Genomic DNA, 13,211 nt, shown 5'->3' with positions numbered 1-13,211 from the left:
CGAGCGGCCGCAGCGGGTAACGAGCTCGGCGAACGTCTTGGGGGAGCCGGCCCGCCGGCCCCGGTTCAAGGCTCGTCGCGCAGCGCCGACAGCGGCAGCGCGACGTGCTCGAGCGGCTTGCGCTCCGCATCCACGCCCCAAATCGCCGCGATCGCCGCCGCGGCCAGCATCAGCGCGGACCCGACGAGATAACCTTCGAATACGGCGGCGCGCTGCTGCGTATCGATGAGTCTGCCGAAAAGCGCCGGCCCCGCGATGCCCCCCAGCGCCGTCCCGACCGCATAGAACACCGCGATGGCAAGCGCGCGAATCTCGAGCGGAAACGATTCGCTGACGGTCAAATAGGCTGAGCTCGCGGCCGCGGATGCGAAAAAGAAAATCACCATCCAAGCGACCGTCTGTTCTTCCACGGTCAGCATGCCGCGCGCGAACAGATAGCCGCTGCCGATCAGCAAAAGGCCGGAGAGCGCATAGGTGAGCGTGATCATCACGCGGCGCCCGATCGCGTCGAATGCGTGGCCGAGCACGATCGGCCCAAGAAAATTGCCGAGGGCGAACGGCAGGAGATACCAGCCGACCTTGCCGCTCGGCACGCCGTAAAAGTCGGTCAGGACGAGCGCGTAGGTAAAGAAGATCGCGTTGTAGAAGAATGCCTGCGCCGTCATCAGGGCGAGCCCGACCAGCGAGCGTCGGCGATGCGTGACGAACAGCGCTTCGAACACCTCGGCGAGCGGCGTGGTTTCCCTGCGCGTAAAGCGCAGCGTCCTCACTTCATCGGACAACGGCGCTTGGCCCGCCCGCCGGAAACGCGCCTCGATCTGTTCGACGATGCTGCCTGCGACGTGCGGCTGATTGTGGGTGAGTAGCCAGCGAGGGCTCTCGGGTACCCAAACACGCATGAAAACGATGACGAGCGCCAGCGCCGCGCCGATGAAGAAGCAGGCGCGCCATCCGAGGTCGCCCGGGACGAACCGGGGGTCGAGCAGCACCAATGAGCCCCCCGCTCCCAGCGCGGCGCCCACCCAGAACGTTCCGTTGATGCCCAGATCGGTCCATCCACGCACACGCGGCGGCGTGAATTCTTGAATTGTCGAATTGATGGCCGCGTATTCTCCGCCGATGCCCGCGCCGGTCAAGAAGCGCAGCACCGCGAAGCTCGCGAAGTTCCACGACAGGGCGGTAGCGGCCGTGGCCACGAGGTACAAGCCCAGCGTCGCGAAGAACAGCTTGCGCCGCCCCAGCCGATCGGTGAGCCAACCGAAACCGAGCGCGCCGAGCACGGCGCCGGCGATGTAAGCGCTGCCCGCGAGGCCGATGTCGGCGTCGGACAAACGCAGCGCCGGGCTTGCCTTGAGCGCGCCGGCCACGGCGCCGGCCAGCGTCACCTCTAATCCATCGAGCAGCCAGGTGACGCCTAGCGCCACGACGATGAGCGTGTGAAAGCGCCCCCACGGAAGCCGATCGAGCCGCGAGGGCAGATCGGTTTCGATGAGCTCCTCGGCCGACAAGTCCGTCGGCGACGAGCGCGGCGGCGAATTCATAGGGCGATTTCTCCTGATCAATACGGGCGGACGCGGGTCTTGGGCGCACGCTTCGGCGCAAATCTCGTGCCCGAGACGACAGCGTAAAATCCCCGGAGCGCGACTCGAATGGCGCACCGATTGCTCGTCGCCCTCAGTTCGTGATAAAAAGCGCTCCCTTCAGATCCCCAAGAGCGAGTTGCGATGCAAGCGATGCCTTATTGCGCGATCGACTTCGGTACGTCCAACTCCGCCGTGGCTTTGCCACGCGGCGAGACGATGGTGCTCGCACCCGTAGAAGGTGCGCACACGACGTTGCCGACAGCCGTCTTCTTCAACACCGACGAACATACGCGCACCTTCGGGCGCGCCGCGCTGGCCGAATACATCGACGGATTCGACGGCCGATTGATGCGCTCGCTCAAGAGCATTCTGGGCTCCTCGCTGGCCGAAACCGCGACCGACCTCGGCGACGGCTCGGCCATCAAGTACACCGAGGTCATATCGATCTTCGTGGGTTTCTTGAAGCGGCAGGCCGAAGCGTGCGCGGGCACTTCGATCGAGCGCGCGGTGTTGGGCCGTCCGGTGTTTTTCGTCGACGACGACCCAAAGGCCGACCGGCTTGCCGAGAATCAGCTTGCCGCGGCGGCGCGCTCGGCGGGCTTGAAAGACATCCACTTCCAATTCGAGCCGATCGCCGCGGCGTTCGACTACGAGTCGCGCTTGAGCGACGAGGCGCTTGTGCTGGTGGCCGATATCGGCGGCGGGACATCGGACTTCTCGCTCGTGCGCGTGGGGCCGCAGCGCATGCACCGTCTCGAGCGTAAGGACGACGTGCTCGCGCACCATGGCGTGCACGTGGCCGGGACCGATTTCGACCGGCGCACGGAACTGGAAACGATTCTGCCCGAGCTCGGATACCGCTCGCTCGACCCCGAGGGGCGCGAGGTGCCCAACCGTATCTACTTCGATCTGGCGACGTGGCACCTCATCAACACGATCTACTCGGGCAAGCGTGTGGGCGAGCTCGCGCTGATGCGGCATCTTTACCGCGACGTCCGGCACCATGAGCGGCTGATGCGCGTGGTCGAACGTCGGCTTGGGCACGCGCTCGCGGCCCGTGCCGAGGAAGCGAAAATCGGCGTGGCCGCCGGCGGGCAGACGTCGATCGATTTGGACGATGTCGAAGCCGATCTGCGCGTCGCGTTTGACGAGGCGCAATTGATCGACGCTGGCGCGGAGGAAACGCGGCGCATCGCCGATGCGGCGCGGGAGACGGCGAGGGCGGCCGGCGTGGCGCCCGCCGACGTGGATGCGCTTTACTTCACGGGCGGCTCCACCGGGCTGCGCTTTCTCACGAACGCGCTGTGCGCGGCGTTTCCCGGCGCGCGACCCGTATTCGGCGACCGGCTCGCGAGCGTCGCGGCAGGCCTCGGCATCCACGCTCAGCGCTTGTTCGCCTAGCGCCGGCGAACCTAAAACAAAAACCCCGCCATTAGCGGGGTTTTCTGGTTCGCAAAGCGCGCCGCCCGAAGCGGCTACGCTTGCGTCATCGCGATCAGCGCTTTACAGCGGCTTGATGTTCGCGGCTTGCTTGCCCTTGGGGCCCGTCTTCACTTCGAACGACACCTTCTGGTTTTCTTGCAGCGTCTTGAAGCCTTCGACGCGAATTTCCGAGAAATGCGCGAAGAGATCCTCGCCGCCGCCATCGGGGGTGATGAAGCCAAAGCCCTTAGCGTCGTTGAACCACTTGACGGTACCGGTTTCCATATTACAAATTCCTAACTAGATAAAAAAGGCCGAAGCCTGGGGGTGCACGAAAATCAAGGAAGGGGTAATAGGACAACCGGAGTACCTGATGGGGGCGAACTACGAAAGACCAATCCACACTCGCCGCTTGAAATCCTGCGCGATCTTTATACGGCGAAACGGCGGCGAGGTCAACACAATTTCGCGCCGCAGCAAGGGGGCCCCGCTGTTCTGTCAGGTCACCCGCTTACAAACCTTGCATTTTTGGACGATTTTTTTCTTGGTTCGCAATCATTTCGCACCATTAAAGTGAACGCAGCCGGTAAACTACGCGCCGCGCGTTGCGGTTGCGCCTAGTTGCGGCTCCCCCTCGCCGCGGTACCCGCGGCGGTTGCACGTTTCTTGCAGAACAGCGCGCGTCCCCCCATGCGCGCGTGGTTTGGACACCCCCCAAGGAGAGGTTGTGAAAAGTTCTATTCAACGGAACATCGGGCCGTTCGCGCTGATGCTGACCGGCTTGGGTTCCATCATTGGTTCCGGCTGGCTGTTCGGCGCTTGGAAGGCGGCCAAGATCGCGGGGCCCGCGGCCCTGTGCGCGTGGATCATCGGCGCCGTCGTGATCCTCGCCATCGCCCTGACCTATGCCGAACTCGGCGCCATGTTCCCCGAGTCGGGCGGCATGGTTCGCTACGCGCGCTATTCGCACGGCGCGCTCGTCGGCTTCATCAGCGCCTGGGCGAACTGGATCGCCATCGTGTCGGTGATCCCGATCGAAGCCGAAGCGTCCATCCAGTACATGAGCACGTGGCCCTACGAGTGGGCCCACAACCTGTTCATCAACGGTTCGTTGACGCCACCCGGCTTGTTCCTTTCGGCGCTGCTGGTCATCGTCTACTTCATGCTCAACTACTGGGGCGTGAAGGTGTTCGCGCGGGCGAACACGGCCATCACCGTGTTCAAGTTCATCATTCCCGGCTTGACGATCGCAGGCCTTTTGGTGGCCGGCTTCCATAGCGAAAATTTCGGCACCGCGAGCGAGTTCGCCCCATACGGCTGGTCGGCCGTGTTCACCGCCGTCGCGACGAGCGGTATCGTCTTCAGCTTCAACGGCTTCCAAAGCCCGGTGAACTTGGCCGGCGAGGCGCGTAACCCTTCGAAGAGCGTGCCGTTCGCGGTTATCGGGTCGATCCTGCTCGCGCTCGTGATTTACGTGCTGCTGCAAGTGGCCTACATCGGCGCCGTCAATCCGGCCGACATCGCCCAGGGCTGGAGCCACTTCAACTTCGCATCGCCGTTCGCGGAGCTGGCCCTGGCGCTGAACCTGAACTGGCTCGCGATCCTGCTCTACGTCGATGCCTTCGTCAGCCCGAGCGGCACCGGCACGACGTACATGGCCACGACGACGCGCATGATCTACGCCATGGAGCGCAACAACACGCTGCCGAAGATGTTCGGCAACGTGCACCCGTTCTACGGCGTGCCGCGCAACGCGATGTGGTTCAACCTCATCGTCTCGTTCATCTTCATGTTCTTCTTCCGCGGCTGGAGTTCGCTGGCCGCCGTGATCTCGGTCGCGACCGTCATCTCGTACCTGACGGGTCCGGTCAGCCTGATGGCGCTGCGCCGCACGGCGCTCGACGTCGAGCGTCCGCTGCGTTTGCCGTTGATGGGCATCGTCGCGCCGTTTGCGTTCGTCTGCGCCTCGCTCGTTCTGTACTGGGCGAAGTGGCCGCTCACGGGGGAGATCATTCTCTTGATGGTCGTCGCGCTGCCGGTGTACTTCTACTACCAAGGCAAGTCGGGCTGGAGCGGCTGGGGCGGCGATTTGAAGGCGGCGTGGTGGCTCGTCGCGTATCTGCCCACGATGGCGGTGCTGTCGATCATCGGCAGCAAGCAGTTCGGCGGCATGGGCGTCTTGCCCTACGGCTGGGACATGCTCGTCGTGGCGGTGTTCGCGCTCGTTTTCTACTACTGGGGCGTCCACACCGGGTACCGCACGCGCTACCTCGATGAGCGCGAATCCGAGGAAGACATTCTCGAAGGCGTCGGCGTTTAACGCGTCGGCGGCACGGGGCGGCGCGGCGCATCACGCGGCCGCTCGCCTTCACCTTCGCCTTCAATGAACAAAGGCCCGTTCGGCGTTTCGCTGCACGGGCCTTTGTTTTGACGCACGATTGACGCACGAGCCCGGCGCCGCAGGGTCGATCAGGCGTGCGCTGCGTGCTCGCCGAAAACATAGTTCGTCATGGCCAGCGCGCGTTGGAACGTGCCGAGCGATTGGATATCGAGCGAGTAATCGTCGTTAGCCGCGCCGAGCGCCGAAAAAATGGGCAGCAAATGCTCGTCCGTCGGGTGCATTTGCACGGCGTTCGGAGCGCGGCGCCGATAATCGAGTAGGGCGTCGATATCGCGTTCGGCCAGTCGCGCTTCGAACCAAGCGGTGAACTCCGCCACGCGCGGATCGGCATCGCCGGGCTTTGCGCCGAAGTCGGCCGCGCGCAAGTTGTGCGTGATCTGGCCCGAGCCGACGATCAGCACGCCGTCCTCGGCCAAAGGGCGCAACGCCCGGCCCACCGCGTAATGATGAGCGGGATCGCGATGGGGCTGAATCGACAATTGCGCAACGGGCACGTCCGCTTGCGGGAACATCAGCAGCAGCGGCACCCATGCGCCATGGTCGAGGCCGTGCGGCTGGGTCTGGGCGGGGATGCCGGCGGCGCCCAGCAGCGAGGCCGCCTCGCGGGCGAGGTCCGGCGCCCCTGGAGCGGGGTAGCGCAGCTCGTACAGCGCGCGGGGGAAGCCGTAGAAGTCGTGGATGGTTTCTGGCGCTTCGGCCGTGCTCGCGACCGGCTGATCGGTCCCCCAGTGCGCGGAAAGCATCAAGATCGCGCGCGGGCGAGGTAGTTGCGCCGCCAGTGCGGCGAATTCCCCCGAGGGCATCGACGGGTCGATCGGCAGCGTCGGCGCGCCGTGGGAGAGAAAGAGCGAAGGTAAGCGGGACATGGATAGGGCCGGAACGAGTGATTGCCGGTGAGGCTGCATGAGACTTCTGTCAGCGCTGAAACGCTAAAGCGCTAACGGCTGTCGCAAATCTACACCGGGGGCCCTGGGGGATAAACCGGCTTTCAGGAAACGAACCGTCTCACGGCAGTTGCGAATCCGCGGTAGGCCCGCGCACTCATGCTTCGCCGCGCAGCCCAGGCCATGCTGCAGCCTGCGCGGGTCCTAGCGAGAACATATCGAGCACCCGCGCCACCGTATCGTCGACCATCTCGTCGATCGACGCCGGCCGGTTGTAAAACGCCGGCAATGGAGGGAAAACGACGCCGCCCATTTCGGTGACGGCCGTCATATTGCGCAGATGCGCCAGATTCAAAGGCGTTTCGCGCACGAGCAGCACGAGACGCCGCCGCTCCTTGAGCGTCACATCGGCCGCGCGGGCGATTAAATTGTCGGACATGCCGTGCGCGACACTCGCCAGCGTCTTCATCGAGCAGGGCGCGACGATCATCCCGTCGGTCGAGAACGAACCGGAAGCGATACTGGCGCCCACGTCGCGCACGTTATGCACGACATCGGCCAACGGGTGGACATCGTCCTTCGTCAGCCCAAGCTCATGCTGAACATTGAGCCAGCCTGAACTGGACACGACGAGATGGGACTCGACGCCGCCTATGCGTCGGATCGTCTCGAGCAGGCGTACGCCGTAGATCGCGCCCGTCGCGCCCGTGATCGCGACGATCAACCGGCGCAAGGGCGCACTGACAGGGGACATGGCGGGGAGTACGAGGAGCGGGCGCGCCAGCGAAACGCCGGCCGCGTATGCACGGTCAGGCCGCTGCGAAAAGCTGCTGCAGTTCGCCCGATTGGTACATCTCCATCATGATGTCCGAGCCGCCGACGAATTCGCCCTTGACGTAAAGCTGCGGGATCGTGGGCCAGTTCGAGAATTCCTTGAGGCCCTGACGCACTTCTTCGTCTTCGAGCACGTTCACGGTCTTGAATTGGTCGACGCCGCACGCCTTCAGAATCTGTACGGCGCGGCCCGAAAATCCACACATCGGAAACTGCGCATTGCCCTTCATGAAAAGGACGACGGCGTTTTCATCGACGATTTGCTTGATGCGTTGTTGCGTATCCATGACTGACCTTGTGTCTTCGCGATGCGCGAAACGGGAAAAGATAGAGCGAAATGATAGCGGATTTCTCCCGCGCGGGCCGATGCCGCGTCTACGGGCCCGCCGGCCCGTCCGTCAGCATCTGGCTCAGCTTGTTCGCCAATTCGGCGTACGTAAACGGTTTGGACAGCAAGTGGATGCCCGGATCGAGCCGACCGTGGTGGACGATGGCATTGCGCGCGTAGCCCGTCGTGAACAGTACGGGCAGCTCGGGGCGCGTCGCGCGCGCGGCGTCGGCGAGCTGGCGTCCGTTCATGCCGCCGGGCAAGCCGACGTCCGTGAACAGCAGACGGATGTCGGGGCGCTCGCCAACGAGACGCAGCGCGCTCGCGCCGTCGGCCGCCACGACCACGCGGTAGCCGAGTTCGCGCAGCATTTCGCTCGTCGATGCACGCACGCTTTCGTCGTCTTCGACCACCAGAATCGTTTCGCCGACGCGGCTGGCCGGTACCGGCCGCCGCTCCGTGCGTTCGGCTTGCGCGGTGTCGCTCGCCAGGCGAGGCAGGTACAGCTTGACCGTCGTACCCTCGTTCACCTCGCTGTAGACCCGTACGTGTCCGCCCGATTGCTTGACGAAGCCATAGACCTGGCTCAGACCGAGCCCCGTGCCGTGGCCGACCTCCTTGGTCGTGAAAAACGGCTCGAAGGCGCGTTCGATCACCTCCTTCGTCATGCCCATGCCCGTGTCGCTCACGGCGATCATCACGTAGGGGCCCGGCTCCACGCCGTCGAAGCGCGAGACGTAGGCTTCGTCGAGCTTGCAGTTGGCCGTCTCGATCGTGAGCTTGCCGCCCGAGGGCATCGCATCCCGGGCATTCACGGCGAGATTCAACAAGGCGCTTTCGAGCTGGTTGCTGTCGATCGACACGCGCCAGAGCTCGGCCGCATTGACGGTCTCGATCGCGATCGCCTCGCCGAGCGTGCGGCGCAGCAGATCCGACATGCCGGAGACGAGCTTGCCGATATCGGTCGGTTTGGCGTCGAGCGTTTGCCGCCGCGAAAACGCGAGCAAGCGCCGCGTCAAGTTCGCGGCGCGGTCCGCGCCGCGCAGGGCGTTGTCCACGAAGCGCTGAAGGTCCGCCCCGGCCGGCGATTGCAGAAGGGCGCCGCCGCGACGCTGGAGCCCTTCGAGACTGCCGATCACCACTTGGAGCAGATTGTTGAAATCGTGGGCGATGCCGCCCGTGAGTTGGCCGATCGCTTCCATCTTTTGCGACTGGCGCAGTTGCGCTTCGATGTTGCGCTTTTCGGTGAGGTCTCGCGTGACCTTCGCAAAGCCGATGACCTCGCCCGCGGGGCCCATGATCGGATCGAGCAGCACGTTGGCCCAGAACCGGGATCCGTCCTTGCGCACGCGCCATCCTTCGCCCTCGAACTTGCCCGTCCGAGCGGCGCTCTTCAGCACCTGCCCCGGCACGCCGTTGCGGCGGTCTTCCTCCGTATAGAAGCGCGAGAAATGCTGGCCGACGATTTCCTCGGCGCTATAGCCCTTGATCCGCTGTGCGCCGGCGTTCCAGCTCGTGACGTAGCCGTCGGCGTCGAGCATGAAGATCGCGTAGTCGACGACGCTGTCGACGAGCAGCCGGAATCGCTGCTCGGTCTGCTGCAATTGAGCCGACGCTTCGTTGCCGCGATTGGCGTGCGCTTGGCTCGCGGCACGCAGCGCGGCCTCGTTGCGGCGCTGCTGTGTGGCCTCGCGCGCTTCGAACAGGACGAAAGCAATCTCGCCTTCGTCATCCCGCACGGGGCGCAGCGTGGCGTCGGCTATCTCGCGGCGATCGTCCGTGCTCGCGCCGGGCAGCGCCAGGTCGAATCGCACGGTTTCGCCCGCGGCAGCGCGCACGACGGCCTGCTCCAGCGCTTCGCGCGTATCGCGATGCTCCGCCTCACGCCAAAACGCGCCGGCGAGCGAGCCGCCGATGAGCGCTTCGCGCGGCAGCGATACCTGCCCGAGCGTGCTGCGGTTGCTCTCCAGCACGGTGCCGTCGCAACCGAGCAGGGCGACGAACGCCGACGCTTCGATGAGCGCGATGCGCGCGAGCTTGCTTTGCGTCGCTTCGGCCGAATCCTCCGGACGAAGGTCGGTCCCGCGAACAGCCAAACGTTTGCCGAAATGGGGCAGGACGCGCTTCACCGTGGGCTCCGTTTGAGTGACTCGAATGGGGGCGCAAGGCGCCGGCCCGCCCGTGGCGAGCGAACATAGATCATATCAGTACGGAATGTGCATCAATCGATCTTAGTTGCGGATCGGACTAACAGGAATGGCGCGAACCGCCTGTTACACGGTCGATTCCCGCCAGATCGCGCAGGGATCGGACGTTCGCGAAGCCGGCTGCGCTCAATTGGGCTCGAACCGCCGCAGCTTGATTGTAGCCATGCTCGATCCAGATCTGCCCGTGTGCGCAGAGGAATGCGTCGGCGCCGGCGACGATCGTGCGGATGGCCGAGAGCCCATCGGCCTCGTCGGTGAGGGCGCCTCTCGGCTCGAAACGCAGGTCGCCTGCATCGAGATGCGGATCGCCGGCCGCGATGTAGGGCGGATTGCTCACGATCATGTCGAACGACCCCGCCAGCGTAGGTGCGAGGCCGGCGTACCAATCGCCCAGCAGGCACTGCACCGGTCCGCCCGGACGAGCGGGGTCGAGCAGCTGGGCGGCATTTCGCGCGGCGACGTCCAGCGCCTGCCGCGAGCGGTCCACCGCCCAGACGCGGGCGTCCGGCCGGGCCGATGCGATCGCGACAGCGATCGCGCCGCTGCCCGTGCCGAGGTCGAGCACCCGCGCATGCGGAATCGGCGCGATGGCCTCGAGCACCGTTTCGACGAGCAGTTCGGTTTCGGGGCGGGGGATCAGCACGTCGGGCGTCACCTCGAACGTGAGCCCGTAGAACTCGCGCGCGCCGACGATTTGGGCGATCGGCTCGCCCGCCATGCGCCGCGCCTCGAGCGCGCGGTAGCGGGCGAGCGCGGCGTCGCCGATCGGCTCCTCGCCGCGCGTGATGAGTTCGGTGCGTCGCCAGCCGAGCGCGTGCCCGAGCAGGACGCGCGCTTCGAGCGCCGGCAACGGCGACGCGCGCAGCAAGCCGCTGGCGGTCGAGACGGGCGGGGTGATCGAGCCGAGCGTCATGCCGTTCGTGCAGCCGGAGCCGGAGCCGAAGCGTGGGGGCGCGTCATTCCGCGTCGCCGAGAGAGGCCAGCAACTCGGCTTGATGCTCGCTGACGAGCGCCGCGATGAGTTCGTCGAGATCCCCGTCCATGATCGCGTCGAGCTTGTACAGCGTCAGATTGATCCGGTGATCGGTGAGCCGGCCTTGCGGGAAGTTGTATGTGCGGATGCGTTCGGAGCGGTCGCCCGAGCCGATCAAGCTCTTGCGCGTCGCCGCTTCCTTCGCGTGCTGCTCGTGATATTGCTTGTCCTTGATGCGCGCGGCGAGCACCTTCAGCGCACGGTCCTTGTTCTTGTGTTGCGAGCGGTCGTCTTGGCATTCGACGACGATGCCTGTCGGCAAGTGCGTCACGCGCACGGCCGAATCGGTCTTGTTGATGTGCTGACCGCCAGCCCCCGATGCGCGGAACGTGTCGATGCGCAGGTCGGCCGGATTGATCTCGACCTCGCCGATCTCGTCGGCCTCGGGCATGACCGCGACCGTGCAGGCCGACGTATGGATGCGGCCCTGCGTTTCGGTGGCCGGAACGCGCTGCACGCGGTGGCCGCCCGATTCGAATTTGAGCCGGGAGTAGGCGCCTTGGCCCGCGATGCGCACGATCACTTCCTTGTAGCCGCCGAGGTCGGATTCGCTCGCCGACATCATCTCCACCTGCCAGCGCTGCCGCTCGGCGTAGCGCAGATACATGCGCAGCAGGTCGCCCGCGAACAGCGCCGATTCGTCCCCGCCGGTTCCCGCTCGAATTTCGAGGAAGATGTTGCGGTCGTCGTTCGGGTCCTTCGGCAGCAGCATCTTGCGCAGGTCCTCCTCGAACCGCTCCATTTTGTCGCGGGAGGCGCGCACTTCCTCTTCGGCGAACTCGCGCATCGACGCGTCCGCCATCAGCTCTTGCGCCGTCGCCGCATCGCTGCGCGCCTGGCGCCAGTGCGCGTAGTGCTCGACGACGGGACCGATTTCGGCGTGCTCGCGCGTGAGCTTGCGGTACTGATCGAGATTGGCCGTCACGTCGCCGCGTGCGAGAAGATCGTTCAGTTCGGCCAGCCGCGTCGTCAGCTGGTCGAGCTTGTGTTGCATGCTCGTTTTCATGTGCGGAGCGAGGCTCCCCGGAAAGAGGTGAAAGGATCGGACTGCGGAGGGCGCGAAGCGCGCGGACGCGGGGAGCGTCGCTAACGATCCGAGGGATCGGACGGCTTCGCGTGCCCGTAGAAACCGCTCAGCAATTCGACGAGCGTCGCTCGTTCATCGCTGCCCGCCCGGTTGAGCGCGTGGGTCGGCCCGTGGATCAGCTTGTTCGTCAACGCTTGCGACATCGCTTCCAAAACCGCGGCCGGATCGTCGCCGCGCGCAAGCATCTTCATCGCGCGATCGAGTTCGACGCGGCGCAGCGCGTCGGCTTGCGTGTGCATGTGGCGAATCACGGGTACGACGCTGCGTGCGTCGAGCCATTGCATGAAGCCTTGCACGCGCGTTTCGATGATCGCCTCGGCTTGTGCGACGGCGGCCTGGCGCGAGGCATTGCCTTCACGCACGATCGCACCGAGATCGTCGACCGTATAGAGGAAGACGTCTTGTAGCTCGGAGACTTCCGGCTCGATGTCGCGCGGCACCGCCAAATCGACCATGAAGATCGGGCGGCGGCGGCGCGCCTTGACGGCGCGCTCGCCGGCGCCGAGCCCGATGATCGGCAGCGTCGAGGCGGTGCACGAAACGATGATGTCGAACTCGTGCATACGCGCGGGCAAATCGGCCAGCGGCATCGCCTGACCGCCCAGACGCTCGGCCAGCTTGGCGCCTCGCTCGATCGTACGGTTCGCGATGACGAGCTCGCGCGGGCTTTGCGCGGCGAAATGCGTCGCGCAAAGCTCGATCATTTCGCCCGCGCCGATGAATAGCACCCGCTGGCTGGAAATCTTGTCGAAAATGCGCTGGGCGAGCCGCACGGCCGCCGCGGCCATCGATACCGACTGCGCGCCGACGGCCGTATTGCCGCGCACCTCTTTCGCCACGGCGAACGTGCGCTGGAACAGCTGGTTCAGATAGGTGCCCAGCGCGCCGGCTTCGGAGGCCGAGCGCACCGCATCCTTCATTTGCCCGAGAATCTGCGTTTCACCGAGGACCATCGAGTCCAGGCCCGACGCGACCCGGAACGCGTGCCGCACCGCTTCCGATTGCGGCAGCGCATACACATGCGGCGCCAGTTCGTCCACGGACAGCCCGTGGTAGCTCGACAGCCATTGCAGCGCGGATTCGCGCGCGGTGCGGTCGTCCGTGGCGCAGTAGAGCTCGGTGCGATTGCAGGTGGATAGGATCGCGGCTTCGGGAGCCGCCAGCGAGGGGCGGCCCCGCCACAAGCCTTGGAAGGCGTCGAGCGCCGGCTTCAACTGTTCGAGCGGAAACGCCACGCGCTCGCGCAATGCGATGGGCGCCGTGTGGTGATTGATTCCGATCGTGAGCAGTTGCATACGTGGGTGTGCCGTGGCCGCCCGTGCCAGCGGACGGCGCTGATATTTCAGCCGGTTATTATAGCGGTTCCGCCCCGAGGCTCGCTGAGCGGCGGTGCGCCATCCCGTTCCATCTCCTTGAATAGAGACGATAAGAG

The 13,211-nt window shown here is 65.3% G+C and carries 11 protein-coding genes; 2 read left to right on the top strand and 9 right to left on the bottom strand.

All coding sequences use genetic code 11. The annotated features are described in order from the left end of the window. Window positions 1-65: 65 nt before the first annotated feature. Complete coding sequence (locus ACTHNR_RS03065) at window positions 66-1,541, bottom strand: MFS transporter (protein ID WP_440545986.1); 1,476 nt, start codon at window positions 1,539-1,541, stop codon at window positions 66-68. Between the two features lie 192 nt (window positions 1,542-1,733). On the opposite strand from ACTHNR_RS03065, the gene ACTHNR_RS03060 reads away from it, so the two are divergent. Beyond that, window positions 1,734-2,984, top strand: coding sequence for an Hsp70 family protein (locus ACTHNR_RS03060; protein WP_440546090.1), 1,251 nt, complete (start codon window positions 1,734-1,736; stop codon window positions 2,982-2,984). Window positions 2,985-3,086: 102 nt separating this feature from the next. Here ACTHNR_RS03060 and ACTHNR_RS03055 read toward each other — a convergent pair whose 3' ends face one another. Then, window positions 3,087-3,290, bottom strand: a complete 204-nt coding sequence (locus tag ACTHNR_RS03055; protein ID WP_102610995.1) for a cold-shock protein — start codon at window positions 3,288-3,290, stop codon at window positions 3,087-3,089. A 442-nt stretch (window positions 3,291-3,732) separates the two neighbouring features. Here ACTHNR_RS03055 and ACTHNR_RS03050 point away from each other — a divergent pair, with 442 nt between their 5' ends. Further along, on the top strand, window positions 3,733-5,325 hold the full coding sequence (locus tag ACTHNR_RS03050; protein ID WP_440545985.1) for an APC family permease: 1,593 nt from the start codon (window positions 3,733-3,735) through the stop codon (window positions 5,323-5,325). Window positions 5,326-5,474: 149 nt separating this feature from the next. On the opposite strand, the gene ACTHNR_RS03045 is transcribed toward ACTHNR_RS03050, so the two are convergent. From ACTHNR_RS03045 to hemA, 7 genes are all read right to left on the bottom strand, one after another. Further along, a complete protein-coding gene (locus ACTHNR_RS03045; RefSeq protein WP_440545984.1) occupies window positions 5,475-6,272 on the bottom strand; it encodes a DODA-type extradiol aromatic ring-opening family dioxygenase in 798 nt (265 codons plus the stop codon). 175 nt (window positions 6,273-6,447) lie between these two features. Further along, on the bottom strand, window positions 6,448-7,044 hold the full coding sequence (locus ACTHNR_RS03040) for a UbiX family flavin prenyltransferase (RefSeq protein ID WP_440545983.1): 597 nt from the start codon (window positions 7,042-7,044) through the stop codon (window positions 6,448-6,450). Window positions 7,045-7,099: 55 nt separating this feature from the next. Then, on the bottom strand, window positions 7,100-7,411 hold the full coding sequence (gene grxD, locus ACTHNR_RS03035; RefSeq protein WP_440545982.1) for a Grx4 family monothiol glutaredoxin: 312 nt from the start codon (window positions 7,409-7,411) through the stop codon (window positions 7,100-7,102). An 88-nt stretch (window positions 7,412-7,499) separates the two neighbouring features. After that, window positions 7,500-9,581, bottom strand: a complete 2,082-nt coding sequence (locus ACTHNR_RS03030) for a PAS domain S-box protein (RefSeq protein WP_440545981.1) — start codon at window positions 9,579-9,581, stop codon at window positions 7,500-7,502. Window positions 9,582-9,699: 118 nt separating this feature from the next. Continuing rightward, window positions 9,700-10,572, bottom strand: coding sequence for a peptide chain release factor N(5)-glutamine methyltransferase (prmC, locus tag ACTHNR_RS03025; RefSeq protein ID WP_440545980.1), 873 nt, complete (start codon window positions 10,570-10,572; stop codon window positions 9,700-9,702). Window positions 10,573-10,615: 43 nt separating this feature from the next. Continuing rightward, the gene (gene prfA / locus ACTHNR_RS03020; RefSeq protein WP_440545979.1) at window positions 10,616-11,698 is read right to left on the bottom strand and encodes a peptide chain release factor 1; all 1,083 of its coding nucleotides are present in this window, start codon (window positions 11,696-11,698) and stop codon (window positions 10,616-10,618) included. 80 nt (window positions 11,699-11,778) lie between these two features. Continuing rightward, window positions 11,779-13,074 (bottom strand): glutamyl-tRNA reductase, encoded by a 1,296-nt coding sequence (hemA, locus tag ACTHNR_RS03015; RefSeq protein ID WP_440545978.1) that lies wholly within the window; start codon window positions 13,072-13,074, stop codon window positions 11,779-11,781. Window positions 13,075-13,211 lie beyond the last annotated feature (137 nt).

This window comes from Trinickia sp. (assembly GCF_051954495.1).
Taxonomy (GTDB): Bacteria; Pseudomonadota; Gammaproteobacteria; order Burkholderiales; family Burkholderiaceae; genus Trinickia.
The sequence above is the reverse complement of the archived record's forward strand: the minus strand, read 5'-3'. Positions and strand labels throughout refer to the sequence as shown.

Coding starts and splice junctions, on each gene's coding strand:
- ACTHNR_RS03065 (WP_440545986.1), bottom strand. CDS start 1,541: ATGAATTCGCCGCCGCGCTCGTCGCCGACGGACTTGTCGGCCGAGGAG.
- ACTHNR_RS03060 (WP_440546090.1), top strand. CDS start 1,734: ATGCCTTATTGCGCGATCGACTTCGGTACGTCCAACTCCGCCGTGGCT.
- ACTHNR_RS03055 (WP_102610995.1), bottom strand. CDS start 3,290: ATGGAAACCGGTACCGTCAAGTGGTTCAACGACGCTAAGGGCTTTGGC.
- ACTHNR_RS03045 (WP_440545984.1), bottom strand. CDS start 6,272: ATGTCCCGCTTACCTTCGCTCTTTCTCTCCCACGGCGCGCCGACGCTG.
- ACTHNR_RS03040 (WP_440545983.1), bottom strand. CDS start 7,044: ATGTCCCCTGTCAGTGCGCCCTTGCGCCGGTTGATCGTCGCGATCACG.
- grxD (WP_440545982.1), bottom strand. CDS start 7,411: ATGGATACGCAACAACGCATCAAGCAAATCGTCGATGAAAACGCCGTC.
- prmC (WP_440545980.1), bottom strand. CDS start 10,572: ATGACGCTCGGCTCGATCACCCCGCCCGTCTCGACCGCCAGCGGCTTG.
- prfA (WP_440545979.1), bottom strand. CDS start 11,698: ATGAAAACGAGCATGCAACACAAGCTCGACCAGCTGACGACGCGGCTG.
- hemA (WP_440545978.1), bottom strand. CDS start 13,074: ATGCAACTGCTCACGATCGGAATCAATCACCACACGGCGCCCATCGCA.